This is a genomic window from Edwardsiella tarda ATCC 15947 = NBRC 105688, from assembly GCF_003113495.2.
Lineage (GTDB): Bacteria > Pseudomonadota > Gammaproteobacteria > Enterobacterales > Enterobacteriaceae > Edwardsiella > Edwardsiella tarda.
In genome coordinates this window covers 3546094-3571623 of record NZ_CP084506.1, presented here as the reverse complement: position 1 = coordinate 3571623, position 25530 = coordinate 3546094, and the positions used below count along the sequence as shown (strand labels likewise).

The following is a 25530-nucleotide window of genomic DNA, read 5'->3' as shown; positions in this document are numbered from 1 at the left end:
ATACGAAGTATTGTGTAGTGCTCACACAGATTGTCTGGTAAATGTCAACGAGCAAATACCTTATGCAGGCTTGTAGCTCAGGTGGTTAGAGCGCACCCCTGATAAGGGTGAGGTCGGTGGTTCGAGTCCACTCAGGCCTACCAACTCCCTTCCTGGGTGAAGCGGAGCGGGTAATAAGGTATCGGCAGTAAAGTCATGGGGCTATAGCTCAGCTGGGAGAGCGCCTGCTTTGCACGCAGGAGGTCTGCGGTTCGATCCCGCATAGCTCCACCATATTTCAGAACATACTGAGAAATCAGCATGTTGTGAAATATTTTGCTCTTTAACAATCTGGAACAAGCTGAAAATTCGAAAACAATCGAATTGCTTTTAATAAAGTGATTCGAGAGTCTCTCAAATGCTTACAGCACGAAGTGAAACACCTTCGGGTTGTGAGGTTAAGTGACTAAGCGTACACGGTGGATGCCTAGGCAGTCAGAGGCGATGAAGGACGTGCTAATCTGCGATAAGCGTCGGTGAGCTGATATGAAGCATTATTAGCCGGCGATGTCCGAATGGGGAAACCCAGTGCAATCCGTTGCACTATCGTTAAGTGAATACATAGCTTAACGAGGCGAACCAGGGGAACTGAAACATCTAAGTACCCTGAGGAAAAGAAATCAACCGAGATTCCCCCAGTAGCGGCGAGCGAACGGGGAAGAGCCCAGAACCTGAATCAGTTTGTGCATTAGTGGAAGCGTCTGGAAAGTCGCGCGATACCGGGTGATAGCCCCGTACACGAAGGTGCACAGCTGTGAGTTCGATGAGTAGGGCGGGACACGTGTTATCCTGTCTGAATATGGGGGGACCATCCTCCAAGGCTAAATACTCCTGACTGACCGATAGTGAACCAGTACCGTGAGGGAAAGGCGAAAAGAACCCCGGCGAGGGGAGTGAAATAGAACCTGAAACCGTGTACGTACAAGCAGTGGGAGCATCCTTCGGGGTGTGACTGCGTACCTTTTGTATAATGGGTCAGCGACTTATATTTTGTAGCAAGGTTAACCGAATAGGGGAGCCGTAGGGAAACCGAGTCTTAACTGGGCGTCTAGTTGCAAGGTATAGACCCGAAACCCGGTGATCTAGCCATGGGCAGGTTGAAGGTTGGGTAACACTAACTGGAGGACCGAACCGACTAATGTTGAAAAATTAGCGGATGACTTGTGGCTGGGGGTGAAAGGCCAATCAAACCGGGAGATAGCTGGTTCTCCCCGAAAGCTATTTAGGTAGCGCCTCGTGAACTCATCTTCGGGGGTAGAGCACTGTTTCGGCTAGGGGGTCATCCCGACTTACCAACCCGATGCAAACTACGAATACCGAAGAATGTTATCACGGGAGACACACGGCGGGTGCTAACGTCCGTCGTGAAGAGGGAAACAACCCAGACCGCCAGCTAAGGTCCCAAAGTCATGGTTAAGTGGGAAACGATGTGGGAAGGCACAGACAGCCAGGATGTTGGCTTAGAAGCAGCCATCATTTAAAGAAAGCGTAATAGCTCACTGGTCGAGTCGGCCTGCGCGGAAGATGTAACGGGGCTAAACCATGCACCGAAGCTGCGGCAGCGACACTATGTGTTGTTGGGTAGGGGAGCGTTCTGTAAGCCTGTGAAGGTGGCCTGTGAGGGCTGCTGGAGGTATCAGAAGTGCGAATGCTGACATAAGTAACGATAAAGCGGGTGAAAAGCCCGCTCGCCGGAAGACCAAGGGTTCCTGTCCAACGTTAATCGGGGCAGGGTAAGTCGACCCCTAAGGCGAGGCCGAAAGGCGTAGTCGATGGGAAACAGGTTAATATTCCTGTACTTGGTGTTATTGCGAAGGGGGGGACGGAGAAGGCTAGACCGGCCGGGCGACGGTTGTCCCGGTTTAAGCGTGTAGGTGTGATGACCTGGCAAATCCGGTTATCTTTAACACTGAGGCGTGATGACGAGGCACTACGGTGCTGAAGTGGTTAATGCCCTGCTTCCAGGAAAAGCCTCTAAGCTCTAGATAACACTGAATCGTACCCCAAACCGACACAGGTGGTCAGGTAGAGAATACCAAGGCGCTTGAGAGAACTCGGGTGAAGGAACTAGGCAAAATGGTGCCGTAACTTCGGGAGAAGGCACGCTGGCATGTAGGTGAAGTCCCTCGCGGATGGAGCCGAAGCCAGTCGAAGATACCAGCTGGCTGCAACTGTTTAATAAAAACACAGCACTCTGCAAACACGAAAGTGGACGTATAGGGTGTGACGCCTGCCCGGTGCTGGAAGGTTAATTGATGGGGTCAGCCGCAAGGCGAAGCTCTTGATCGAAGCCCCAGTAAACGGCGGCCGTAACTATAACGGTCCTAAGGTAGCGAAATTCCTTGTCGGGTAAGTTCCGACCTGCACGAATGGCGTAATGATGGCCAGGCTGTCTCCACCCGAGACTCAGTGAAATTGAACTCGCTGTGAAGATGCAGTGTACCCGCGGCAAGACGGAAAGACCCCGTGAACCTTTACTATAGCTTGACACTGAACATTGAACCTTGATGTGTAGGATAGGTGGGAGGCTTTGAAGTGTGGACGCCAGTCTGCATGGAGCCGACCTTGAAATACCACCCTTTAATGTTTGATGTTCTAACCTGGTCCCGTAATCCGGGATAGGGACAGTGTCTGGTGGGTAGTTTGACTGGGGCGGTCTCCTCCCAAAGAGTAACGGAGGAGCACGAAGGTTAGCTAATCCTGGTCGGACATCAGGAGGTTAGTGCAAAGGCATAAGCTAGCTTGACTGCGAGAGTGACGGCTCGAGCAGGTGCGAAAGCAGGTCTTAGTGATCCGGTGGTTCTGAATGGAAGGGCCATCGCTCAACGGATAAAAGGTACTCCGGGGATAACAGGCTGATACCGCCCAAGAGTTCATATCGACGGCGGTGTTTGGCACCTCGATGTCGGCTCATCACATCCTGGGGCTGAAGTAGGTCCCAAGGGTATGGCTGTTCGCCATTTAAAGTGGTACGCGAGCTGGGTTTAGAACGTCGTGAGACAGTTCGGTCCCTATCTGCCGTGGGCGTTGGAAGATTGAGAGGGGCTGCTCCTAGTACGAGAGGACCGGAGTGGACGCACCGCTGGTGTTCGGGTTGTGATGCCAATTGCATTGCCCGGTAGCTACGTGCGGAAGAGATAAGCGCTGAAAGCATCTAAGCGCGAAACTTGCCTCGAGATGAGTCTTCCCTTGGACCTTGAGTCCACTGAAGGAACGTTTAAGACTAAGACGTTGATAGGCTGGGTGTGTAAGCGTAGCGATACGTTGAGCTAACCAGTACTAATGATCCGTGAGGCTTAACCTTACAACACCGAAGGTGTTTTAGAGAGACGAATTTAGCTTGTTCAAGATTGGAACCAATGGCCTGAATGGCGGTTGGTGAAACAGAATTTGCCTGGCGGCGATAGCGCGGTGGTCCCACCTGACCCCATGCCGAACTCAGAAGTGAAACGCCGTAGCGCCGATGGTAGTGTGGGGTCTCCCCATGCGAGAGTAGGGAACTGCCAGGCATCAAATTTAGCGTGCTGATATGGCTCAGTCGGTAGAGCGCACCCTTGGTAAGGGTGAGGTCCCCAGTTCGATTCTGGGTATCAGCACCACTTTTTCGGGGTTTAGTTTGGCAAACAGAATTTGCTTGGCGGCGATAGCGCGGTGGTCCCACCTGACCCCATGCCGAACTCAGAAGTGAAACGCCGTAGCGCCGATGGTAGTGTGGGGTCTCCCCATGCGAGAGTAGGGAACTGCCAAGCATTAAATAAAGCAAAAAAGCCGCTCAATGAGCGGCTTTTTTGCGTTTAACGCCAATCATCCTGCACCTCTTTATGTATGATTCGATATCGATGGGGAGTTATCCTCCCGCACCGACGGATTTATTTTCTTTTGCTACTCTTTTGAGCTTGCAACCAATTCTGTACGAAGTCGGCGATCTCCTCGACGTGGTTGATATTGAGCAGAGGTACATGGCAGGGATGGGGATGGTCACTGGCTAAAGCGATGACATGCTCATCGAGTAAACCGGCGAAGGGCTTCCCTACCGTTTGCCGATAGAGTGCAATCTTAGCGATAGTTTCATGCTTAAATCCCTCCACTAAAATAAGATCGCAGCGGGCGGCATCAATACGCGAGGCGAGAAAGCGCAAATCGAGGGGGGATTGTTCGGGGGTCTCTGTCATCAGGGCCCAACGTAAATCGCTGGCCACTAGGGTTTGCTCGGCGCCCGCCTTACGCAATTCATAGCTGTCTTTACCCGGCGTATCAACATCCATATCGTGGTGAGTATGTTTGATCAGTGCGATACGGATGCCACGCGTGTTTAGACAAGGGATGAGTTTTTTGAGTAACGTCGTTTTTCCTGTGCCGCTGTAGGCGGCAATACCCAGTAGAGGAGGCGTATTCACGATAGTCTCGGTTCCTGTTGCTGAGCCTGCTGACACTCTTGCAGGCTGTTGATATTGATAAAATTTGCACATCGCGGATCGTGAACGGCCTGAGCGTGTACCTGTGCCATGAATAACATCAACTTGCGGTCACCCTGTTGTAGGAATTGCTCGAGGGCGGGCAAGATGTCGCGATGCCAGAGCGCTAATGTTGGATGGCTGTGTTCGCCGTCGTCGATATAGGCTACATGAGCATCGCCTTTACCCTGCCACAGGATATCGACCAGATCGTGAGGAATGAAAGGGGAATCACAAGGAACAGTGATAAGCCACTCGCTTTGACATTGCGCTAATCCGGCGGCAACACCGGCGAGTGGACCAGGAAAGTCAGGTAGACTATCACCGATAACCTTACAGCCACTTTGTTGGTAAACCCCCTGGTTACGGTTCGCGCTGATGACGACTCGACATACTTGTGGCGCTAGACGCTGAAGTACCCATTGGTATAACGGGAGTCCATGTAAGGTGACTAATCCTTTATCTTTGCCTTGCATGCGGGTTGCGCGCCCTCCAGCCAGAATAACGCCTTCAATATCCTGCATAATGAGCGTGCTCCTCGGATTATGGTTAGCGATCACCTGATTAGGGTCATCCATATAGTCATCGATGTAATAGTTTGTAAATAGTGAGTGTTATACGGTAAACGGCTATCTTTGTTAAATTAGGATTGCTAGTTTTAGCGGCTTAGTAAAGATAAAAGAGAAGGTACTCCATGAAATGTCATCGCGTTAACGAATTGATTGAGTTGATCCATCCGGCCTGGCAACAGGAGCCGGATCTGAATCTCATCCAGTTTCTGCAGCAACTAGCTAATGAGGCGGGGTATGAGGGAGCCTTAGCCGATTTAACCGACGATATCCTCATTTATCACCTCAAGATGCGCGGTAGTGAGAAGAGCGCGGTGATCCCAGGATTACAGAAAGATTATGAGGAAGACTTTAAAACGGCGCTGCTGCGTGCACGCGGTGTGATTAAAGATTAATCTCATGACGACATCGGCCTTTAACTTCCAGACGCTAACCCCTGATTTGATATTGGAGGGTTTAGCACAGTGTGGGATCCGCGTCGACTCTGGGCTTAGCGAACTCAATAGCTATGAAAATCGCGTCTATCAGTTGATGGACGAGGAGCGGCAGCGCTATGTGGTGAAGTTTTACCGCCCGGAGCGTTGGAGCGATGCTCAGATTGCCGAGGAGCATGCCTTTGCGGCGGAGCTCGTGCAGGCGGAGATCCCGTTGGCGGCGCCACTTCGCCTACAGGGTGCAACGTTACATCATTATCAGGGTTATGCCTTTGCTGTCTTTCCTAGCCTTGGCGGGCGTCAGTATGAGGTAGATAACCTCGATCAGCTGGAGTGGGTCGGTCGTTATCTAGGGCGAATCCACCAGGTCGGCCGCTGTCAGCGTTTCAGGGAGCGCCCTACGATGGGGTTGGATGAATATGTCTACCAGCCTCGTGCTGAATTGGCGCACTCGCCTCTGGTCCCCGATGATCTACGTGAGAGTCTCCTCGCAACGTTGGATGCATTGATCGGTGCCTTGGTGGTGCTATGGCGGGATGATTACTCATTGTTACGTTTGCATGGTGATTGCCATCCCGGCAATATTCTGTGGCGGGATGGTCCGCTCTTTGTCGATCTGGATGATGCCCGCAATGGTCCGGCGATCCAGGATCTGTGGATGTTGCTTAACGGCGATGAAGCAGAGAAACGATTACAGTTGGATATCGTGTTGGAGGCCTACACCGAGTTCAGCGATTTTGATGTTCGGGAGTTAGCGCTGATCGAGCCATTGCGTGCCATGCGTATGATTCATTATCTCGCATGGGTATGTCGCCGTTGGCAGGATCCGGCTTTTCCTCGTAGTTTCCCCTGGATGGCGGATCGCCAGTTTTGGCACAGTCAGATCCAGACCTTTCATCAGCAGTTGGGTCTATTACAGGCTGCCCCGCTGAAATTGACCCCAATGTATTGATAACCAAGCCCTGAGGATGGAGATGAGAGTATGAAAAAGATGTGGCTGGCCCTACTGGGCATGGTAATGGCATTTGGTGTATCGGCTGCCCCCTTTACCAATGGCGAACAATATATCACCCTGGATAAGCCAGTAAATGGTGCACCACAGGTGTTAGAATTTTTCTCTTTTTATTGCCCGCACTGTTATGAGTTTGCTGAGGTTTACCATATTCCTCAAACCATTGAGAGCAAGTTGCCGCAAGGCGTTAAGCTGACTAAATACCACGTCGAATTCTTGGGACCGTTAGGGAAACAGTTGACTCAGGCTTGGGCGGTAGCCATGGCGTTAGGCGTCGAGAATAAGATTACCCAACCGATGTTTGATGCGGTACAGAAGAGTCAGACGATTAAGAGTGCGGCGGATATCCGTAACGTCTTCATTCAGGCTGGGATCCCTGCGGCAGAATATGATGCTGCTTTAGATAGCTTTGTGGTGAAATCTCTGGTGGTTCAGCAAGAGAAAGCGGCACAAGATTTCCAACTACGTGGTGTGCCTGCCGTCTTTGTTAATGGTAAATATATGGTCAGAAACGAGGGGTTGGATACTAGCTCAATGGAAAATTATGTTAAACAGTTTGCTAATGTAGTGCAGTTCCTGGCGACACAACCCTAAATACCACTCGCCCTATAAGACGTCGAATAGTGGATCTATTCGACGTCTTTCTTATTTATGATTTATGCTGATATTTTTGACGCAGTTGGCTGATTAACTGGTCCTTGCGCTGCCAAAGGGTATTCAACCAGAGCTGAAAGTGACGCTTAAAGCCCTTATCATTGAAGTAGTCTCCGCGAATCTCATCACTGATAGGAATCGTTTCGATATCGACGACGATGCTTTGCATGCGCCCACAAAGGAGATCCCAAAATGGCCGGTGTAGATTGTTTGGATAGAGCAGCGTCACATTGAGTACGCGATCGAACTGTGATCCCAACGCACTGAGGGTAAAGGCAATGCCGGCTGCTTTAGGCTGCAATAGATTCTGATATGGCGAATGTTGTTGCTCACGTTTTTCCGTAGTACAACGCGATCCTTCGACGAAGTTGACGATGGTGGTGGGGTGTAGACGGAATTTCTCGCATGAGCGGCGGGTTGTCTCAATATCCTTACCGCGACGCTCCGGATGTTTCAGCAAATAGCTGCGAGAATAACGGCGCATGAATGGCATATCCAATGCCCAGCAAGCGAGGCCGATAAAAGGCACCCAAGCGAGCTGCTGCTTGAGGAAATACTTATTCATGGGGATATGATTGCGGAGTAATACACAGAGTACCACAATATCTGTCCAGCTTTGGTGGTTGCTGATTAGCAAATACCAGTTCTCTTTGCTTAGCCCCTCCAACCCACGAACATGCCAACGGAGCTTGGGGTTGAGGCTCATTAATCCCGCGAGTCCCTGACACCAGCACCACATTAAGCCATCGGAATAACGAGAAATAGCGCGCCATACGTTGGGGAAGGGTAAGAGTAGCTTTACCACACCGAGCAGAGCGATGGGGATCGAGCAGGCGGCGGTGACTATGATGGTCAACAATGTTGTAAGTACAAAGATAAATGGAGACAACATCGAAGCAAGCAACATAGGCATCTGAGGGACACATCGCAGTTTATGGAATAAGGTCAGTAATTTTAACAGAAGGGGACGACTGTCGGCACATTTTGTCCCCCACGACACGTTGATGTTAAAAGGCACTCGGCGTCTGAAAAATCACCGACACAATAATAATAGCTAAACAATAGGGTAGCGATTTTCCTGACGACAATAAATCTATGCACAATGCATCTACTATTAATTTATGCAGAGATATTATTGGAGATAAAGTGTAATTAATTGATTTGTATGTGAAATATATTATAACCCTTGCCTGATTCTTCCCCGTGAGCTAAAAGAACACGATTTTGTACACAAACTTATCCACAGCGCGATCCTGCCAGATCTCGCATAGAACGGGGAGACAAAACGATGCTGAGCATTCGTCAGCGCACTCGACCTGTGGCATGCTTATGATCTGATGACCACCACGATAAAGATAGATTATGGCCCAGATAGCTGAAAATCCCCTGATCCTGGTTGATGGATCCTCATACCTCTACCGCGCCTATCATGCGTTTCCGCCGTTGACCAATGGCGCTGGCGAGCCTACCGGGGCGATGTACGGTGTGCTGAATATGCTGCGTAGTTTGATTATGCAGTACCAGCCGAGCCATATTGCCGTTGTCTTCGATGCCAAGGGCAAGACTTTCCGTGATGAGTTATTCGCTGAATATAAATCACATCGTCCTCCAATGCCGGACGACTTGCGTGAGCAGATTGCACCATTGCATCAAATGGTACAGGCGATGGGATTACCGTTGTTGGTGGTACCGGGTGTCGAGGCTGATGATGTGATCGGTACATTGGCACGTCGAGCCGAGCAGGCAGGGCGTCATGTGTTGATCAGCACTGGCGATAAAGACATGGCACAGCTGGTGACGCCGAACATCACCTTAATCAACACGATGACCAATACGGTCCTGGGGCCTCAGGAAGTATTTGATAAATACGGTGTTCCTCCAGAGTTGATAATCGACTTTCTAGCATTAATGGGCGACGCATCAGATAATATTCCTGGCGTCCCAGGGGTCGGTGAGAAGACAGCGCAGGCACTGTTGCAGGGGATCGGCGGATTGCAGTCGATCTATGGGGACATCGACCGTGTCGCAACCTTGAGTTTTCGCGGAGCGAAAACCATGGGGGCAAAGCTACTGCTCAATAAAGAGAAGGCCGACCTCTCCTATCTGTTGGCGACCATTAAAACCGATGTCGATTTGGCGCTGGATTGCGATGATTTAGCGATCAAACCGCTAGATAGCGCCACGTTGCATACCCTGTTTCAACGCTATGAGTTTAAACGTTGGCTGAGCGATGCGCAGGATGGATCCTGGCTCACGGCTGCACAGGGGATGAAAACGAAGGCGGTGAAACCTGCCAGCGAGGAGGCGAACCTGTCCGCCGTGGCAACCGCGGCGACGCTTTCACGCGAGGGGTATCAAACGATTTTAGATGAGGCGGCGTTAGAGGCATTGATTGCTCGTTTGCAACACGTTGGTTGCTTCGCCTTCGATACAGAAACCGACTCGTTGGATGTCTTATCCGCTAACTTGGTGGGGATCTCGTGCGCCGATGCGCCGGGACAAGCTTATTATATCCCATTGGCTCATGATTACCTGGATGCGCCGGCGCAGCTCGATCGTGAGTGGGTGCTGGCTCGCTTACAGCCACTATTGGAAGACGAAAAGGTCGCCAAAGTCGGGCAGAATCTGAAGTACGATATCGGCGTGATGGCGCGTCATGGCATCATCCTGCGTGGCGTGGCGTTTGACACCATGCTGGAGTCGTATGTCTTGAATAGTGTGGCCGGGCGTCACGATATGGATAGCCTGGCTGCCCGCCATCTGGATCATAAGACCATTACTTTTGAAGAGGTGGCGGGAAAAGGGAAAGGCCAACTGACCTTTAACCAAATTCCCTTGGAGCAGGCGGCCGAGTATGCGGCTGAAGATGCCGATGTGACCCTGCGCTTACACCAACGTCTCTGGCCGACGTTGGAGAGTGAGGCGGGACCTCGTCATGTCTTTTGTGACATCGATATGCCATTGGTTCCCGTACTGTCACGGATGGAGCGCACCGGGGTATTGATCGATAGCACTATCTTAGGTCAACACTCCCAGGAACTGGCGGTACGTCTGAGCGCGTTGGAACAACAGGCGCATACCTTGGCGGATGAGCCCTTCAATCTCTCTTCGACTAAACAGCTCCAGAGTATCCTGTTCGACAAACAACAGCTGCCGATTCTGAAGAAGACGCCGGGTGGCGCGCCATCAACGAATGAAGAGGTATTGGTTGAGTTAGCGGAGCAGGGATATGAGCTACCGCAGGTGATCCTGGATTACCGTACACTCGCTAAGTTGAAGAGTACTTATACCGATAAGCTGCCGCAGATGGTAAGCCCACTAACCGGACGGGTTCATACTTCTTATCATCAGGCTGTCACCGCGACGGGGCGGCTCTCTTCCAGCGATCCCAACCTGCAAAATATTCCGGTACGCAGCGACGAGGGGCGGCGTATTCGTCAGGCGTTTATCGCGCCAGCAGGCAGTAAGATCGTAGCGGCGGACTATTCTCAGATCGAATTACGTATCATGGCGCATCTGTCGGGCGATCGTGGGCTGTTGGAGGCCTTTGCGGCGGGGAAAGATATCCACCGTGCGACGGCCGCCGAAGTCTTTGGTCTGCCGTTGGAGGCGGTAACGGCCGATCAACGGCGCAGCGCCAAGGCGATTAACTTTGGCCTGATTTATGGTATGAGCGCCTTTGGGCTGGCACGCCAGTTGAATATTGGTCGTAACGAGGCTCAGCGTTACATGGATCTCTATTTCGAGCGTTATCCGGGCGTATTGGCTTATATGGAGCGGACACGTCAACAGGCGTCTGAACAAGGGTATGTCGAGACGCTAGATGGTCGGAGGCTCTATCTGCCGGAGATTAATGCGCGTAATGCGATGCGTCGCAAGGCTGCAGAACGGGCGGCGATCAACGCACCGATGCAGGGAACTGCCGCGGATATTATTAAGCGGGCGATGATCGCCGTCGATGCCTGGTTACAGCAGTCGCAGCCACAGGTACGCATGATTATGCAGGTACACGATGAATTGGTCTTCGAGGTGCCGGAGGCGCAGGTTGACGAGGTCGTCAGTCACGTTCGTACATTGATGGAGGGCAGCTTGGCGCTGGCCGTACCCTTGAAGGTTGATATCGGCTGTGGTGAAAATTGGGATCAAGCGCATTGAATGGTGTCGATTTAATCCTTTTATGTAATTTACCTACATAAAAACGCAGTTAATGCACAAAATAGCGACGTTAACGGTGTTTATTGTGTAACTAAACAACGAAAAAGTTTGCGCATACTCTAAAATGTTGTACAGTTACCGATGTAGGGTACAGAGGTAAGATGTTCTATCTTTCAGACCTTTTACTTCACGTAATCGGATTTGGCTGATTATTAGCCGCCCCAGTCAGTTATGACTGGGGCGTTTTTTTTGTAGGGAATGCCTACCCCACCCTGTGTTCTTGCCCCTTTATTCGTCCAGACCGTGGTGAGGGCGCATGGCGTATCGTTTTCCCTGTTTAACCGTGTGTTATCCCTGAGTTTTCATGTCTATTCGTGGTTATTTTGTGGAAAAATTACATAAAAAAAGCCGCTGATGCGGCTTGTGTCAGATAGCGTAATCCTAGCATGCGGTGTTATTCACCGAGACTCGACGCATCATCGCTGTCTTCGGCTTGTTGCGGTGCGATCTCGCTGAACCAGGTATCCAGCTTGTCACGCAGTTTATCGACACCGAATTTTTTCAGTGAAGAGAAAGCCTCGACTTGAATATCCCCCATGAACGGCAAGACGGCTTCGCGTACCAGATTAAGCTGTGCCTTGCGGGCTCCGGAAGCTAACTTGTCCGCTTTCGTGAGCAACAGTAACACCGGCAATCCGGCCTCGACGGCCCAAGCGATCATCTGCTGGTCAAGATCCTTCAGCGGGTGACGGATGTCCATCAGCACCACTAATCCCTTCAGACATTGACGTTGTTGTAGATATTCACCCAGAGCGCGCTGCCATTTGCGCTTCATCTCTTCCGGCACCTCGGCATAACCGTAGCCGGGTAGATCGACCAGACGCACACCATCGTCAACTTCGAACAAGTTGATGAGCTGAGTACGTCCCGGTGTTTTACTGGTGCGAGCCAAGCTCTTTTGATTGGTGAGGGTATTTAATGCGCTGGATTTCCCGGCATTAGAACGCCCGGCGAACGCGACTTCGATACCGATATCCGCAGGCAGGTGGCGAATATCTGGGGCGCTGGTGACGAAATGCGTCACATGGTAGTTATAAGTTTGACGGGCCAAGCTGGTCGTCTCCCTGTTGCTGGCAGAATAATGGTGGGAATTATAACCATAAAGGCGCGCAAGGGCGCGTAAATCCGTCACCTGTTTAGTCTGGGTGCTGTAAGACACAGGCATCTCATCATGTGCGAGATCGACGATAGCCTATGCTGAAAAAACCGTTTCATACTGTAAGGCTTTGATTTTTTACTTATTCATATTCAATTAATTACATAACTTATGTGATCTGTATCGTGGGAAGAGCGCGAGAGAACCATATTGTCGTTTACCGTCAGTAAGATAGAGTGATTACACGGTAGGGATGCCGTGAAAGGGACCTCAAGACCAGGATGGTGAGAGATCGGGTGTGTCAGGATGACGCAGCGAGATGCAGGATGCAGCCATAGGACGTGGCTTGGCAGACAGGATGTTTGTCACAGGGAAGAGGCTCGAGGATGAGCTGCCCCGTGAGGGGGCTCAAGGAAGAGAGCAGGGACGCACAAGCGCAAAGGGATAAACCGGGACGTTGTTTGCCGTTAAGGACGATGAGTGTCAATATCCTTCTGCAGAAGGTATAGAATTAAGGCGACAGTTTAGACTGTCGCCTTTTTTCTTTGCGGCCTTTCTGATAGATTCCGCCGCAGTTTTCGACATCTCTGACCAAGAGTATAAGTTATGAGTCCGGTGAATAAATCTAAGGCCGTTAAAGGCAAAAAAACACGTAAGACCCGCCAGGAGCTAGATCTGGAGGGACGTGAGCGTAAACGCCAGAAGAAGCGCCGCGGCCATAAGCCGGGTGCACGTAATAATGAGCAGAGTACCCAAGGTGGGAAGGGCGGCATACATGCCGATCGCGATCCGCGCATCGGTAGCAAAAAGCCGGTCACGTTGGTGGTCGAGCCTGGCGTCGTGAAAAGTCGGGTACAGGTTGTGAAGCAGCCAGAGACGAAGACAGTATTGACGCCGGAGGCAGAACTGGCGCGTTTGGAAAATGATCCGCGTCTGGATGCCTTGCTGGAGCGCTTGGAAGAAGGCGCGACGCTGAACAGTGAGGAGCAGCGCTATGTGGATGAGATGCTGGATCGCATCGATGAATTGATGGAAGAGTTGGGCATCGAACTGGAAGATGACGAGGAGGAAGAGAAAGACGAGGACATCATGCAGCTGCTGCGCCGCGGTAGCCCAAAAGATGCGATCTGATGCCGAATGGCGTTGATTCTGGTCATAGCCTCGTTGCTCACATGTTATCTACTGTGGTTATTGGCTAAACTATGGCGGCTGTCGCAGCGCAAAACGCGCTGGCAACGAGCCGCCATACGTTACGGTCGGCCACCGGCTTCTCCACTGCGTGCCGGCAGGAGAAAACAGAATAAGGAGTGAGCACCCATGTCGGAACAGACTATCGTCTGGGATCTGGCCCTGATCCAAAAATATAACTATTCCGGGCCACGCTATACCTCATACCCCACCGCGCTGGAGTTTAACGAAGACTTTAACGAAGCGGCTTTTCAACGTGCGGTGGTCCGTTATCCCGAGCGTGCACTATCTCTCTACGTCCATATCCCGTTCTGTCACAAGCTGTGTTATTTCTGCGGCTGCAACAAGATTGTCACTCGCCAGACGCATAAGGCAGATGAGTATCTGGATAAACTGGCATTGGAGATTGCTGCACGGGCTCCGTTGTTTGCCGGGCGTACCGTCAGTCAGTTGCATTGGGGGGGCGGAACGCCGACCTATCTCAACAAGGCGCAGATTAGTCGCCTGATGGCGTTGTTGCGTACACACTTTCATTTTGCCCCGCAGGCTGAGATTTCAATCGAGATCGATCCGCGTGAGATAGAACTGGACGTCCTCGATCATCTGCGTCATGAAGGATTTAATCGCCTCAGCATGGGGGTACAGGACTTTAATAAGACGGTACAACAGCTGGTTAACCGTGAGCAGGATGAGGCGTTCATCTTCGCCCTATTGCGTCACGCGCGGGAAATCGGCTTTACTTCGACCAATATCGATCTGATTTATGGCCTGCCGCGTCAGACCCCGGAGAGTTTCGCTTTTACCCTACAAAAGGTGATCGAGTTAAATCCCGATCGCCTAAGTATCTTTAACTACGCGCATATGCCGAAGCTCTTCGCCGCTCAGCGTAAGATTAAGGATGCCGACCTGCCCAGCGCCGATCACAAGCTGGCGATCTTGCAGCAGAGTATCGCGACCTTGACGGGGGTCGGTTACCAGTTTATCGGTATGGATCACTTTGCCCATCGGGATGATGAGCTGGCGGTGGCTCAGCGGGCCGGTAAGTTGCACCGTAATTTCCAGGGGTATACGACCCAGGGCGATAGCGATCTGCTGGGATTAGGCGTGTCGGCGATTAGTATGATCGGCGATAGTTACTCGCAGAATCTGAAGGTACTGAAGGAGTATTACGCTGCGGTTGAAGCGCAGGGTACCGCGTTATGGCGTGGATTGACCATGAGCCAAGATGATTGTATCCGCCGTGACGTGATCAAGGGGCTCATTTGTAATTTCCGCCTCGATTACGCCCCGATCGAGCAACACTATGGTATTCGCTTCGTGGACTACTTCGTCGAGGATTTGGTGCTACTTCGCCCGTTGGCTCAGGATGGGCTGGTGGAGTTGGGGGCGGATGCCATTACCGTGACGCCGCGTGGGCGTCTATTGATTCGCAATATTTGCATGTGTTTTGATGTCTATCTACGCCGTCAGGCACGGATGCAACAGTTCTCTCGTGTGATTTAAGCATCGGGCCAGAGCCGGATACCAAACAGCCCCGCATAAGCGGGGCTGTTTGGTTTAGCGTGTGTCGAGATGGTGGACGTGGTTAGACGCTCCAGAATAACAGCGCTAATAACTGGGGCGACATGATGCGCAAGAACATCGCCAGAGGATACACGGTGGCATAGGAGAGCGCGGCCGCCCCGCTCGTGGCATGCAGACCATTAGCGAAGGCGAGGGCTGGGGGATCGGTCATGGCGCCAGCCAGCATGCCGCAGAGCGTCAGGTAGTTCATCTTGATCAGTAGGCGTGCCATGATGGCTGCGGTGATCAGCGGAATGGCGGTGATCAGGATGCCATAACCAATCCAGGTGACCCCTTCGCCGTTGATCAGCGTATCGATGAAGTTACCGCCTGATTTTAGTCCGACGACCGCCAGAAACAGCACGATCCCCAGCTCGCGTAGGGCCAGGTTGGCGCTGGGTGGCATAAACCAGTACAGCTTGCCGATGCTACCGATACGGCCAAGAATGAGGGCAACGACTAACGGGCCACCGGCTAATCCTAGTTTGAGCGCCGCCGGAAATCCGGGGATAAACAATGGGATCGAACCTAGTAGTACCCCTAACCCAATACCGATAAAGACCGGTAGCATTTGCACCTGTTGCAGTTTTTGCTGCGCGTTGCCGACGATGGCGGCGACGGCATCGATCGATTGGGGGCGTCCGACCAGATTCAGGATATCACCAAACTGAAGGGTCGCATTGTTGCCCGCCACTAATTCGACCCCGGCGCGGTTGAGGCGGGAAATGACCACATCGTACTTTTGCTTCAGGTTAAGATCGCGGATCTTCTTCCCTAACACTTTCTCGTTCGTCACGACGACACGACTGACTTGGAGCTCTGTGCCGCGTGTCGACAGTGACGTATCGACCTGTTCGCCGATCACCAACCGGGCGCTCTCCAGCTCTGGTTTCTGTCCAACCAGATGAAGGAGATCGCCGATCGCTATTTGAGTCGTTGGCAACGGTACCATCAGTAGATCGCCCCGCTTGAGACGCGAGCAGACGATGGTATCGCTATTCAGGATCGGGACATCTTGAATCGATAGACCGTCCAGATTTGGATTGCGTACCATGATATTCATGGTTTGCAGCAGTTCATGATGATGGCCATTACGCGAATCGAAGTCACGCGCCTCGGCATCGACGTTGATGCGGAATAGTAAGCGTACTAACCACATCACCAAGAGGATCCCGCAAATTCCAAACGGGTAGGCCATGGCGTAGCCCATCCCCATCAGATTGATTTGGTCGGGCGCCGATCCTAAATCGGTCAGGATCTGTTGTCCGGCACCAAGCGCGGGGGTATTGGTGACCGCGCCGGAGAAAATCCCAAGGATGATGGGCAAGGGGACGTCGAACAGCTTATAGATGGCGGCGGTGATCAGGCCACTGATCGCCACCATTAAGACAGCAAAGGCGTTGAGGCGTAGCCCCGAGACGCGTAGTGATGAGAAGAACCCCGGCCCAACCTGGATGCCGATGCTGTAGACGAACAGGATTAGGCCAAACTCCTGAATAAAATGCAGCATATCGTTGTTGAGGATCAGCTGATAGCTTTGGGCGAAATGGCCGACGATAATGCCGCCGAACAACACGCCGCCGATCCCAAGGCCAACGCCGTAAATCCGCCAGTTACCGATCCATAACCCAAGTACGGCGACCAGCGATAGCATACTGACCGTTAGGGCGATATCACTCATGGACACATCCTTGATAGTAAGAAGATCCGCTATAAATCTATACGGTTATATAACCGTATGAGGACGCATGGAAAAATCACCTATTCTATTCTCACAGAATACTGCATAGGGTTATGTGCCATCAGGCACATAACCCTATGGCATGTATTGGCTATCCTAGCAGATATTCGCGCAGGCGCGGTGTAGTAAGCGGTTACGACAGGATGCCGCTACACCACAAGAAGGTATAGGGTTAGCCTAAGAGATGAAATAGCGCGGCGCATAACACGGCGGCAACGGCGGCATGTGAAGAGGGACCACCAGCCGAACTGAGTTCGGCACCGTGAGAGAGCATGGCATACAGTGAGTCGATCATCATAATTCTCCCTGAAAATGTCGTCGATCATACGCGTCGCACCGGACGTGTAAAGATCGTACTTGGCGTTTTTTTGTGCGGCGCGTGGCGTTTTTACTCAGTAATCAGCACGCCATTGACTATTCCATGCCTAATTCTTTCAGTTTACGGGTTAGCGTATTTCGTCCCCAGCCTAACAATCGCGCCGCCTCTTGCTTGTGCCCTTGGGTGTGCTGTAGCGCACAGGTTAATAGGGTACGTTCCATTTCTGGGAGCGCCTCAGCGAGCAGATCCTGCCGTCCATTCTGTAAGGCTTGCTGCGCCCACTGGCGTAGTAATAGAGGCCAATTGGCAGGGCTATCCGATGGACAGGATGTCGTGTCATGGGGTTCGCTAAGGCGCTCATTCGGGAGATCTTGGACGAGCACCTCTTGGCCGGCGGCCATGACCGTCAGCCAGCGGCAAGTATTTTCCAGTTGGCGCACGTTACCAGGCCAGGGCAGGCGTGTTAACGCCGCCTCGGCCTCGGGACTCAACACCTTAGCTTCAACGCCCAACTCGCGCGCGGCGACTTTGAGGAAGTGGCGCGCCAGGCGGGGAATATCCTCACGCCGTTCGCGTAGTGGGGGCAGGTGAATACGGATGACGTTGAGGCGGTGAAACAGATCTTCGCGAAACTTCCCCTCCTGGACCCGCACCTCCAGATGCTGGTGGGTGGCGGCGATGATGCGTACGTCGACCTTGACCGGCGCATAGCCACCAATACGGTAAAACTGACCATCGGCTAACACGCGCAGCAGGCGGGTTTGGACATCCAATGGCATGTCGCCGATCTCATCGAGAAACAGGGTACCACCATCCGCCTGTTCGAAGCGTCCCTGACGGATTTGGTTGGCGCCGGTGAAGGCTCCCTTCTCGTGGCCGAATAACTCAGACTCGATCAGATCGCGTGGGATAGCCGCCATATTCAAGGCGATAAAGGGGGCTTGGGCGCGAGGGCTATGGCGATGTAGGGCGTGAGCGACTAACTCCTTACCGGTTCCCGACTCACCGTTGATCAAGACACTGATGGAGGAGCGAGACAGTCGACCGATGATACGAAATACATCCTGCATCGCGGCAGCCTCACCGATAATATCGGTGCTAGGATCGCCCGCCGGTGTTTGGCGCGAGGGTTGTTGTTGTTCCTGATAGTGGCTGATGGCGCGCTCGACCAAGGCGACGGCCTCATCGATATCGAAAGGTTTGGGCAGATAATCGAAGGCACCCTGTTGATAGGCGCTGACGGCGGCGTCGAGATCGGAGTGGGCGGTCATAATGATGACCGGTAGCAGGGGATGGCGCTGTTTGATCTGTTGGAGCAGCGCCAGACCATCCATACCGGGCATACGAATGTCAGACAGTAGGACGTCCGGCGTCTGACTGCTGAGCGCCGTCAGTACCGCCTGGCCGTTGTCGAATGTGGTGCAGCAGAGACCGGCGCCCGTCAGCGCGCGTTCTAATACCCAGCGGATGGCACTGTCATCGTCGACGATCCAGACGAGACCCGGTTGCATTGTCATGGTGACCACCTGTTGCGTTAGGGGCGGAGGCTATTTGCGAATCGGCAAATACACCGAAAATTCGGTATGGCCTGGCCAGCTGTTAAATTCAATTTTGCCCTGATGTTGATCGATCAGGTTACGTGCAATTGACAGGCCAAGTCCGGTTCCCCCGCTACGACCGCTGACCATCGGGTAAAACAGCGTGTCTTGTAGTTGGGCGGGGATCCCGGGCCCGTCGTCTTCGATATCGATGCGCGCCGCCAGACGATAGCGTTCGCCGTGCAGGGTGATCTGAAGCGCCGTCCGTGTCCGTAGGGTAATGGTGCCACCACGCTCGCCTAGTGCCTGCAGGGCATTACGGGTGATGTTTAACAGCACCTGTTCAATCTGCTCCGGATCGTGATTAAGCTCCGGCAGACTGGGATCGTAGTCGCGCAGTAGGGTCACGTTATCGGGACATTCTAAGGACACTAACTGGCAGACGCGTTCGACCACCTGATGGATATTCTCTGTGACGCGTTGCCCTGGACGTTGTGGCCCTAAGAGGCGATCGACCAGGTTACGTAGGCGGTCGGCCTGCTCGATGATCACCTGGGTATATTCGGTCAACGCGGGGTCGGGCAGTGCTCGCGCCAGCAGTTGGGCCGCGCCGCGTAAGCCACCGAGCGGGTTCTTGATCTCATGAGCGAGTCCACGTACCAGATCGCGTGCGGCGACTTGCTGAGCGTGCTGTAACTGCTCCTGGCTGAGTCGGCGTTGGCTGTCTAAGGTAGCCAGTTCGAGCATCATCAACCCTTCGTGTAGGGGTTGGGCCGTTAACGTCATGACGTGAGGCTGGCTGTCGACCACCAACATGACTTCGTTGTCGGTAAATCCCTGTCCGCTACGGAGGCTGGCCTGCATCATGTCGATGTCTAACGACAGGTAGCTTAATAGATCCGGTAGCGGTGTGCCGAAAAGTTTACGTGGACTTTGCGCCAGTAACTGTTGGGCGGCCGGGTTGGCATAGCGGATGACCAACGCATCATCCAAGACTAATACACAGGTCATCAAGGCATTCAGCAACTGCCAGGCATCGGGTTGTTCGCGCTGAGGCGCGATGGTCGGGTCGGCCATGGGCATACTCCTGCACTATTTTGGTGCAATATGATTTTTGCACTGTAGCATGCTTTTGTTACCGAGAGGGTGGGCGGCACGCTTTTTTCCTCACCGGTCTGTGATGCATGGCGAAAAAAACCCATCCGAAGATGGGCTGAAAGTTTCCACGGCAACAAAAACAGAGACGTACTGTATGGGGTGTCTGGCCGTTGCCCGGTGCAGTGCCAGGCAACGGCACGCTGTCGCTTATACGCTGTAGTACAGTTCAAACTCAACCGGGTGCGGCGTCATGCGTACACGATCCATCTCTTCCTGGCGCAATGCGATGTAGGCATCGATGGCGTCATCGGTGAAGACACCGCCACGCGTCAGGAACTCGCGATCGCTATCCAGAGCCGCTAGGGCCTCATCCAGCGAACCGGCCACGGTCGGGATCTCTTTGGCCTCTTCCGGCGGCAGGTCATACAGGTTTTTATCCATGGCGTCGCCGGGGTGGATTTTGTTGATGATGCCGTCGAGACCGGCCATCAACAGTGCGGCGAAGCACAGGTAGGGGTTAGCCGCCGGATCCGGGAAGCGCACCTCGATGCGGCGAGCCTTCGGCGATGCCACCACCGGGATACGAATGGAGGCGGAGCGGTTGCGGGCAGAGTAGGCCAGCATCACCGGTGCCTCATAGCCCGGCACCAGACGCTTATAGGAGTTGGTGGTCGGGTTCGCTAGCGCGTTGATCGCCTTCGCGTGTTTGATCACCCCACCGATGTAGTACAGTGCCATCTCGGACAGGCCGCCGTATTTGTCACCGGCAAACAGGTTACTGCCGTTCTTGGAGAGGGACATGTGGCAGTGCATACCGGAACCGTTGTCACCAAACATCGGTTTTGGCATGAAGGTAGCGGTCTTACCAAAGGCGTGGGCGACGTTATGTACCACATACTTGTAGATCTGGATTTCGTCGGCTTTCTTGGTCATGGTGTTGAAGCGAGTAGCCACTTCGTTCTGCCCGGCAGTCGCCACCTCGTGGTGATGCGCCTCGACGACCAAACCCATCTCTTCCATGGTCAGACACATGGTAGAACGGATGTCCTGTGAGGAGTCGACCGGCGGAACCGGGAAGTAGCCGCCCTTGACGGCGGGGCGATGGCCCTTGTTACCGCCTTCATATTTGGTCGAGGAGTTCCAGGCGCCCTCGATGTCATCGATGGCGACATGGCTGCCACGGATGCTACTACCGAAGCGGATATCGTCGAACAGGAAAAATTCTGGTTCCGGCCCGAAGAGTACGGTGTCGGCGATACCAGAGGCGCGCAGGAAATCTTCGGCACGCTTGGAGATGGAACGAGGATCGCGATCATAACCCTGCATGGTTCCCGGCTCCAGGATATCGCAGCGGATGATCAGGGTCGGCTCCTCGTAGAACGGGTCGAGCACCGCCGTGGTGGCATCCGGCATTAACACCATGTCAGATTCATTGATGCCTTTCCAGCCACCGATAGAGGAGCCGTCAAACATTTTACCTTCTTCGAAGAAGTCGGCGTTTACCTGATGAGCCGGAATAGTGACGTGCTGCTCTTTACCTTTGGTGTCGGTAAAACGCAGATCGACAAATTTAACTTCGTGCTCATTCAGCATCGCTAAGATATGTTCAGCGGACATACTCTACTCCCGGTTTCTTTGGTCGCCGTGCAACGGATCACGGATGATAGAAAGTGGTTTTAGCCATCGTGACATAGTATTAGCTAGAAACGTGCCAACTTTACAAATTGCCCGGATGGCGCATAATTACCTAACTCTGACATTGTGTCAGGCGCTACCGATGGAGCTGAGTGCTCCATAACGGTGCAAAACACTTCAGCAAGCGCACAATCTTGGTGCAAGCTGTTTATTCCCGCGCCATTTAGCATCGTGAATAGGATCACAAACCGCCATTCGCAGCATTGTTTCTGCGAGAAGCTTGTGATCCTGTTTAGTCCCTCGCTTAATACGTGTACAATAGCGCGCTATTTCTAATGCCTGAGGCAAAGCTGTGATCGAAAATCTGCGTAACATCGCCATTATTGCGCACGTTGACCATGGGAAAACCACCCTGGTCGACAAACTGTTGCAACAATCCGGGACCCTGGGTGAACGTAACGACGCGACTGAGCGCGTAATGGACTCCAACGATTTGGAGAAAGAGCGTGGGATTACTATCCTCGCTAAAAACACCGCCATTAATTGGAATGGCTATCGCATCAACATCGTAGATACCCCGGGGCACGCCGACTTCGGCGGCGAGGTAGAGCGTGTGATGTCTATGGTTGACTCGGTTCTGCTGCTGGTCGACGCAATGGATGGCCCGATGCCGCAGACTCGCTTCGTTACCCAGAAGGCGTTCGCCAATGGGTTGAAGCCGATCGTGGTCATCAACAAGGTTGATCGCCCGGGCGCACGTCCGGATTGGGTCGTCGATCAGGTCTTCGATCTGTTCGTTAACCTGGGTGCTACCGACGAGCAGTTGGACTTCCCGATCGTCTACGCGTCTGCCCTGCAGGGGATCGCCGGTCTGGATCACGCCGACATGGCCGAGGATATGACTCCGCTGTTTGAGGCTATCGTCGAGCATGTTGCCGCGCCGGACGTTGACCTGGACGGTTCATTCCAGATGCAGATCTCCCAGCTGGACTACAACAACTATGTTGGGGTTATCGGCATCGGCCGCATCAAGCGCGGTAAGGTGAAGCCGAACCAGCAGATCACCATCGTCGACAGCGAAGGTAAGCGTCGTAACGGTAAGATCGGCCAGGTTCTGGGCCATCTGGGCCTGCAGCGCATCGAGACCGATGTGGCCGAAGCGGGTGACATCGTTGCAGTTACCGGTCTGGGCGATCTGAACATCTCTGATACGCTGTGCGATCCGAACAACGTCGAAGCGTTGCCGGCGCTGACTGTCGATGAGCCGACCGTTAGCATGTACTTCTGCGTTAACACCTCACCGTTCTGCGGTAAAGAAGGTAAGTTCGTGACCTCCCGCCAGATCCTGGAGCGTCTGCAGAAGGAACTGGTACACAACGTGGCACTGCGTGTGGAAGAGACGCCTGACCCGGATGCCTTCCGTGTTTCTGGTCGTGGTGAGCTGCATCTGTCCGTGCTGATCGAAAACATGCGTCGTGAAGGCTATGAACTGGCCGTATCTCGTCCGAAGGTTATCTATCGTGAGATCGATGGCCGCATGCAGGAGCCGTTCGAGCAGGTTACTCTGGACATCGAAGAGCAGCATCAGGGCTCTGTGATGGAAGCACTGGGTATCCGTAAGGGTGAGATCCGTGACATGTCCCCGGATGGTAAGGGTCGTGTTCGCCTGGATTACATCATCCCTAGCCGTGGCTTGATCGGTTTCCGTACCGACTTCATGACCATGACCTCTGGTACCGGTCTGCTGTACTCTACCTTCAGTCACTACGACGACGTCCGTCCGGGTGAAATCGGCCAGCGTCAGAACGGCGTGCTGATCTCTAACGGCCAGGGCAAGGCTGTCGCCTATGCGCTGTATAGCCTGCAGGATCGCGGTAAGCTGTTCCTCGGTCATGGTGCGGAAGTGTATGAAGGCCAGATCATCGGTATTCACAGCCGCTCTAACGACCTGACCGTTAACTGCCTGACTGGTAAGAAGCTGACCAACATGCGTGCCTCCGGTACCGATGAGGCGACCACCCTGTCTCCGCCGATCAAAATGACCCTGGAGCAGGCGCTGGAATTCATCGATGATGACGAACTGGTCGAAGTGACGCCGCATTCTGTACGTCTGCGTAAACGTCACCTGACCGAGAACGATCGTCGCCGCGCTAACCGTGGCCCGCGTGACTAATCGTCTCGTTTGAGTGTTTGAGAAAAGGGCACCGTGTGGGTGCCCTTTTTTATGGTTGCGAGGATCCCACCTCGCTAAAATGGGAACGCGCGTTTTTTCTTCTACGTATCCCTTTCTGCTTTTCTCCCTTTCTGTCTGTTCGCTCACCGTTTTTCCGTCTACAGTGGAGACTCTCACGCCAATAAGCTGAAATCGGGAGCTGCACATGTTGTATATCTTTGATTTGGGTAACGTGATCGTCGATATCGACTTCCAGCGGGTGTTGGGGGTCTGGAGTCGCTACAGCGGGGCGCCGTTGGCGACGCTGAGCAAGCGTTTTACGATGGGAGAGACGTTTCGCCAGCATGAGCGAGGCGAGATCGATGATGAAACCTTCGCTCGACGCCTGTGTGCAGAGATGGGGATCTCACTGAGTTTTGCCCAGTTCGAGTTGGGGTGGCAGGCGATCTTTGTCGCGCTCCGTCCAGAGGTGATCGCCATCATGCAGCGGTTGCGCACTCAGGGGGAGCGGGTGGTTGTACTCTCTAATACCAATCGCCTGCATACTCACTTCTGGCCTAAGCACTACCCGCAAGTCGCGGCCGCCTGCGATCGGATGTATTTGTCGCAGGACTTGGGGATGCGTAAACCAGAGGCCGAGATTTACCGTTATGTCCTCGAACAGGAGCGAGCGACGGCGGCGCAGACGGTATTCTTCGATGATAATCACGATAACATTGCGGCGGCGCAGGTGCTGGGTATCCGTGCCATTCAGGTGGATGACCGGCAGGTTATCCCGGCCTACTTTGCGCATGAGCCGTAATGGCTTCTGGGAGAGGGCATGCCCGTTTCTTGGCATAATGACTGGCTTCCTCCGTGACGGTAGGAAGGATTGACCCGTGTCGGACGGGGATGACTGATAGGAGTGGCTATGGCGCCCTTTTCCTTAAAACACCTGAAAGGTGGGTTCTGCTTCGCCCAGATACTGTGGCGGCGGGTCGATGAAGATCGTATGACGATGGTGGCGGGGTCGTTGGCCTACGTCTCGTTACTCTCATTGGTACCGCTGGTGACGGTAGTGTTCTCCCTGTTCACCGCCTTTCCGATGTTCGCCAGCGTTTCCGATCAGTTGAAGCATTTTATCTTTACCAACTTCGTACCCGCGGCCGGCGATGTGGTGCAATCCTATCTGGAACAGTTTGTTGCGAATTCGAGTAAGATGACCGCCCTGGGTATTATCGGTCTGATCGTCACCGCACTGCTGCTGATCTCGTCGGTGGATGGGGCGTTGAACCATATCTGGCGCAGCGAACGTAAGCGCGCCATCGTATATTCATTCGCGGTCTATTGGATGATCCTTACCCTGGGGCCGCTGCTCGTCGGTGCCAGCATGGGGATCAGCACCTACCTATTATCGCTACGCTGGCTGGCCGATAGCCGTGTTTACTCCCTCGTCGATCAGTTACTACGTTTATTCCCGTTGCTGTTGTCATGCGTCAGCTTCTGGTTATTGTATTGCATCGTCCCGACACAGCGGGTGCCGCTGCGTGATGCACTGATAGGTGCGTTGGTGGCTGGCGGTTTGTTTGAGCTGGGGAAGAAGGCTTTTGCGTTGTATATCACCGCCTTTCCATCATATCAGCTGATCTATGGTGTATTGGCGGTGATCCCGATGTTGTTCGTCTGGGTATATTGGAGCTGGTGTATCGTTCTGCTCGGTGCAGAGATCACCGTGGCCATCGGCGACTTTCGCACCCATCGTCAGCAAGCGAGAGGATTACAGCAGACGCTAAAATCCCATCATGAGTAAGGAGTCAGAGGAA

General features: G+C 53.2%; 19 protein-coding genes, 3 tRNA genes and 3 rRNA genes. 16 read left to right on the top strand and 9 right to left on the bottom strand.

Going from position 1 to position 25530, the window contains the following annotated elements:
* Window positions 1–66 precede the first annotated feature (66 nt).
* The 6 genes from DCL27_RS16540 to rrf (DCL27_RS16515) all read left to right on the top strand — a co-directional run bounded on the left by DCL27_RS16540 (window position 67) and on the right by rrf (DCL27_RS16515) (window position 3788).
* A tRNA-Ile gene (locus DCL27_RS16540) sits at window positions 67–143 on the top strand.
* 54 nt (window positions 144–197) lie between these two features.
* Window positions 198–273, top strand: a tRNA-Ala gene (locus tag DCL27_RS16535).
* A 162-nt stretch (window positions 274–435) separates the two neighbouring features.
* Window positions 436–3343, top strand: a 23S ribosomal RNA gene (locus tag DCL27_RS16530).
* Between the two features lie 89 nt (window positions 3344–3432).
* Window positions 3433–3548 (top strand): 5S ribosomal RNA (rrf, locus tag DCL27_RS16525).
* 14 nt (window positions 3549–3562) lie between these two features.
* Window positions 3563–3638: transfer RNA gene (locus DCL27_RS16520), tRNA-Thr, on the top strand.
* Between the two features lie 34 nt (window positions 3639–3672).
* Window positions 3673–3788 (top strand): 5S ribosomal RNA (rrf, locus tag DCL27_RS16515).
* A 120-nt stretch (window positions 3789–3908) separates the two neighbouring features.
* On the opposite strand, the gene mobB is transcribed toward rrf (DCL27_RS16515), so the two are convergent.
* Both mobB and mobA read right to left on the bottom strand, forming a co-directional pair.
* Entirely contained in the window at window positions 3909–4436 is a 528-nt protein-coding gene (gene mobB / locus DCL27_RS16510) for a molybdopterin-guanine dinucleotide biosynthesis protein MobB (protein ID WP_005280527.1), read from the bottom strand.
* Window positions 4433–5017, bottom strand: a complete 585-nt coding sequence (gene mobA / locus DCL27_RS16505) for a molybdenum cofactor guanylyltransferase MobA (RefSeq protein ID WP_035594096.1) — start codon at window positions 5015–5017, stop codon at window positions 4433–4435. Before mobA ends, mobB begins: the two co-directional genes overlap by 4 nt.
* Before the next feature lie 170 nt (window positions 5018–5187).
* Between mobA and DCL27_RS16500 the strand changes: the two genes are divergently transcribed.
* Genes DCL27_RS16500 through dsbA form a run of 3 tightly spaced genes read left to right on the top strand, consistent with a single transcriptional unit; the run spans window position 5188 to window position 7102 of the window.
* Window positions 5188–5457, top strand: coding sequence for a YihD family protein (locus DCL27_RS16500; protein WP_005280534.1), 270 nt, complete (start codon window positions 5188–5190; stop codon window positions 5455–5457).
* Window positions 5458–5461: 4 nt separating this feature from the next.
* Complete coding sequence (locus tag DCL27_RS16495) at window positions 5462–6448, top strand: serine/threonine protein kinase (protein ID WP_035596725.1); 987 nt, start codon at window positions 5462–5464, stop codon at window positions 6446–6448.
* Between the two features lie 30 nt (window positions 6449–6478).
* Window positions 6479–7102, top strand: a complete 624-nt coding sequence (gene dsbA, locus DCL27_RS16490; protein ID WP_035596728.1) for a thiol:disulfide interchange protein DsbA — start codon at window positions 6479–6481, stop codon at window positions 7100–7102.
* A 55-nt stretch (window positions 7103–7157) separates the two neighbouring features.
* Here the strand turns inward: dsbA and DCL27_RS16485 are convergent, their stop codons facing one another.
* Window positions 7158–8075: an acyltransferase gene (locus tag DCL27_RS16485; protein WP_005280540.1), complete on the bottom strand. Its 918-nt coding sequence runs from the start codon at window positions 8073–8075 to the stop codon at window positions 7158–7160.
* Between the two features lie 449 nt (window positions 8076–8524).
* On the opposite strand from DCL27_RS16485, the gene polA reads away from it, so the two are divergent.
* Together polA and DCL27_RS17855 are read left to right on the top strand one after the other, a co-directional pair.
* Window positions 8525–11317, top strand: coding sequence for a DNA polymerase I (polA, locus tag DCL27_RS16480; protein WP_035596729.1), 2793 nt, complete (start codon window positions 8525–8527; stop codon window positions 11315–11317).
* A 161-nt stretch (window positions 11318–11478) separates the two neighbouring features.
* On the top strand, window positions 11479–11526 hold the full coding sequence (locus DCL27_RS17855; protein ID WP_071892919.1) for a spot 42 RNA, inhibition of DNA synthesis: 48 nt from the start codon (window positions 11479–11481) through the stop codon (window positions 11524–11526).
* Between the two features lie 245 nt (window positions 11527–11771).
* Here the strand turns inward: DCL27_RS17855 and yihA are convergent, their stop codons facing one another.
* A complete protein-coding gene (gene yihA, locus DCL27_RS16475; protein ID WP_035596746.1) occupies window positions 11772–12428 on the bottom strand; it encodes a ribosome biogenesis GTP-binding protein YihA/YsxC in 657 nt (218 codons plus the stop codon).
* Between the two features lie 651 nt (window positions 12429–13079).
* Here yihA and yihI point away from each other — a divergent pair.
* Both yihI and hemN read left to right on the top strand, forming a co-directional pair.
* Window positions 13080–13604: a Der GTPase-activating protein YihI gene (yihI, locus tag DCL27_RS16470; RefSeq protein ID WP_005280548.1), complete on the top strand. Its 525-nt coding sequence runs from the start codon at window positions 13080–13082 to the stop codon at window positions 13602–13604.
* Window positions 13605–13790: 186 nt separating this feature from the next.
* Window positions 13791–15164, top strand: a complete 1374-nt coding sequence (hemN, locus tag DCL27_RS16465; RefSeq protein ID WP_005280552.1) for an oxygen-independent coproporphyrinogen III oxidase — start codon at window positions 13791–13793, stop codon at window positions 15162–15164.
* Window positions 15165–15246: 82 nt separating this feature from the next.
* On the opposite strand, the gene DCL27_RS16460 is transcribed toward hemN, so the two are convergent.
* The 5 genes from DCL27_RS16460 to glnA form a co-directional block, all read right to left on the bottom strand.
* On the bottom strand, window positions 15247–16905 hold the full coding sequence (locus DCL27_RS16460) for a putative transporter (RefSeq protein ID WP_005280555.1): 1659 nt from the start codon (window positions 16903–16905) through the stop codon (window positions 15247–15249).
* A 232-nt stretch (window positions 16906–17137) separates the two neighbouring features.
* Complete coding sequence (locus DCL27_RS16455; protein WP_005280558.1) at window positions 17138–17260, bottom strand: YshB family small membrane protein; 123 nt, start codon at window positions 17258–17260, stop codon at window positions 17138–17140.
* A gap of 119 nt (window positions 17261–17379) precedes the next feature.
* Window positions 17380–18795, bottom strand: coding sequence for a nitrogen regulation protein NR(I) (gene glnG / locus DCL27_RS16450; protein ID WP_035596731.1), 1416 nt, complete (start codon window positions 18793–18795; stop codon window positions 17380–17382).
* A gap of 36 nt (window positions 18796–18831) precedes the next feature.
* Window positions 18832–19899, bottom strand: coding sequence for a nitrogen regulation protein NR(II) (gene glnL / locus DCL27_RS16445; protein ID WP_005297417.1), 1068 nt, complete (start codon window positions 19897–19899; stop codon window positions 18832–18834).
* A gap of 228 nt (window positions 19900–20127) precedes the next feature.
* Window positions 20128–21537, bottom strand: a complete 1410-nt coding sequence (gene glnA / locus DCL27_RS16440; RefSeq protein ID WP_005280572.1) for a glutamate--ammonia ligase — start codon at window positions 21535–21537, stop codon at window positions 20128–20130.
* Window positions 21538–21907: 370 nt separating this feature from the next.
* Here glnA and typA point away from each other — a divergent pair, with 370 nt between their 5' ends.
* From typA to DCL27_RS16425, 3 genes are all read left to right on the top strand, one after another.
* Entirely contained in the window at window positions 21908–23728 is a 1821-nt protein-coding gene (typA, locus tag DCL27_RS16435; RefSeq protein ID WP_005280575.1) for a ribosome-dependent GTPase TypA, read from the top strand.
* Between the two features lie 205 nt (window positions 23729–23933).
* The gene (gene yihX / locus DCL27_RS16430) at window positions 23934–24530 is read left to right on the top strand and encodes a glucose-1-phosphatase (protein WP_035596733.1); all 597 of its coding nucleotides are present in this window, start codon (window positions 23934–23936) and stop codon (window positions 24528–24530) included.
* Window positions 24531–24638: 108 nt separating this feature from the next.
* Complete coding sequence (locus DCL27_RS16425) at window positions 24639–25517, top strand: virulence factor BrkB family protein (protein ID WP_005280582.1); 879 nt, start codon at window positions 24639–24641, stop codon at window positions 25515–25517.
* Window positions 25518–25530 lie beyond the last annotated feature (13 nt).

Coding starts and splice junctions, on each gene's coding strand:
- mobA (WP_035594096.1), bottom strand. CDS start 5,017: ATGCAGGATATTGAAGGCGTTATTCTGGCTGGAGGGCGCGCAACCCGC.
- DCL27_RS16500 (WP_005280534.1), top strand. CDS start 5,188: ATGAAATGTCATCGCGTTAACGAATTGATTGAGTTGATCCATCCGGCC.
- DCL27_RS16495 (WP_035596725.1), top strand. CDS start 5,462: ATGACGACATCGGCCTTTAACTTCCAGACGCTAACCCCTGATTTGATA.
- dsbA (WP_035596728.1), top strand. CDS start 6,479: ATGAAAAAGATGTGGCTGGCCCTACTGGGCATGGTAATGGCATTTGGT.
- DCL27_RS16485 (WP_005280540.1), bottom strand. CDS start 8,075: ATGCCTATGTTGCTTGCTTCGATGTTGTCTCCATTTATCTTTGTACTT.
- polA (WP_035596729.1), top strand. CDS start 8,525: ATGGCCCAGATAGCTGAAAATCCCCTGATCCTGGTTGATGGATCCTCA.
- yihI (WP_005280548.1), top strand. CDS start 13,080: ATGAGTCCGGTGAATAAATCTAAGGCCGTTAAAGGCAAAAAAACACGT.
- hemN (WP_005280552.1), top strand. CDS start 13,791: ATGTCGGAACAGACTATCGTCTGGGATCTGGCCCTGATCCAAAAATAT.
- DCL27_RS16460 (WP_005280555.1), bottom strand. CDS start 16,905: ATGAGTGATATCGCCCTAACGGTCAGTATGCTATCGCTGGTCGCCGTA.
- DCL27_RS16455 (WP_005280558.1), bottom strand. CDS start 17,260: ATGATCGACTCACTGTATGCCATGCTCTCTCACGGTGCCGAACTCAGT.
- glnG (WP_035596731.1), bottom strand. CDS start 18,795: ATGCAACCGGGTCTCGTCTGGATCGTCGACGATGACAGTGCCATCCGC.
- glnL (WP_005297417.1), bottom strand. CDS start 19,899: ATGGCCGACCCGACCATCGCGCCTCAGCGCGAACAACCCGATGCCTGG.
- glnA (WP_005280572.1), bottom strand. CDS start 21,537: ATGTCCGCTGAACATATCTTAGCGATGCTGAATGAGCACGAAGTTAAA.
- yihX (WP_035596733.1), top strand. CDS start 23,934: ATGTTGTATATCTTTGATTTGGGTAACGTGATCGTCGATATCGACTTC.
- DCL27_RS16425 (WP_005280582.1), top strand. CDS start 24,639: ATGGCGCCCTTTTCCTTAAAACACCTGAAAGGTGGGTTCTGCTTCGCC.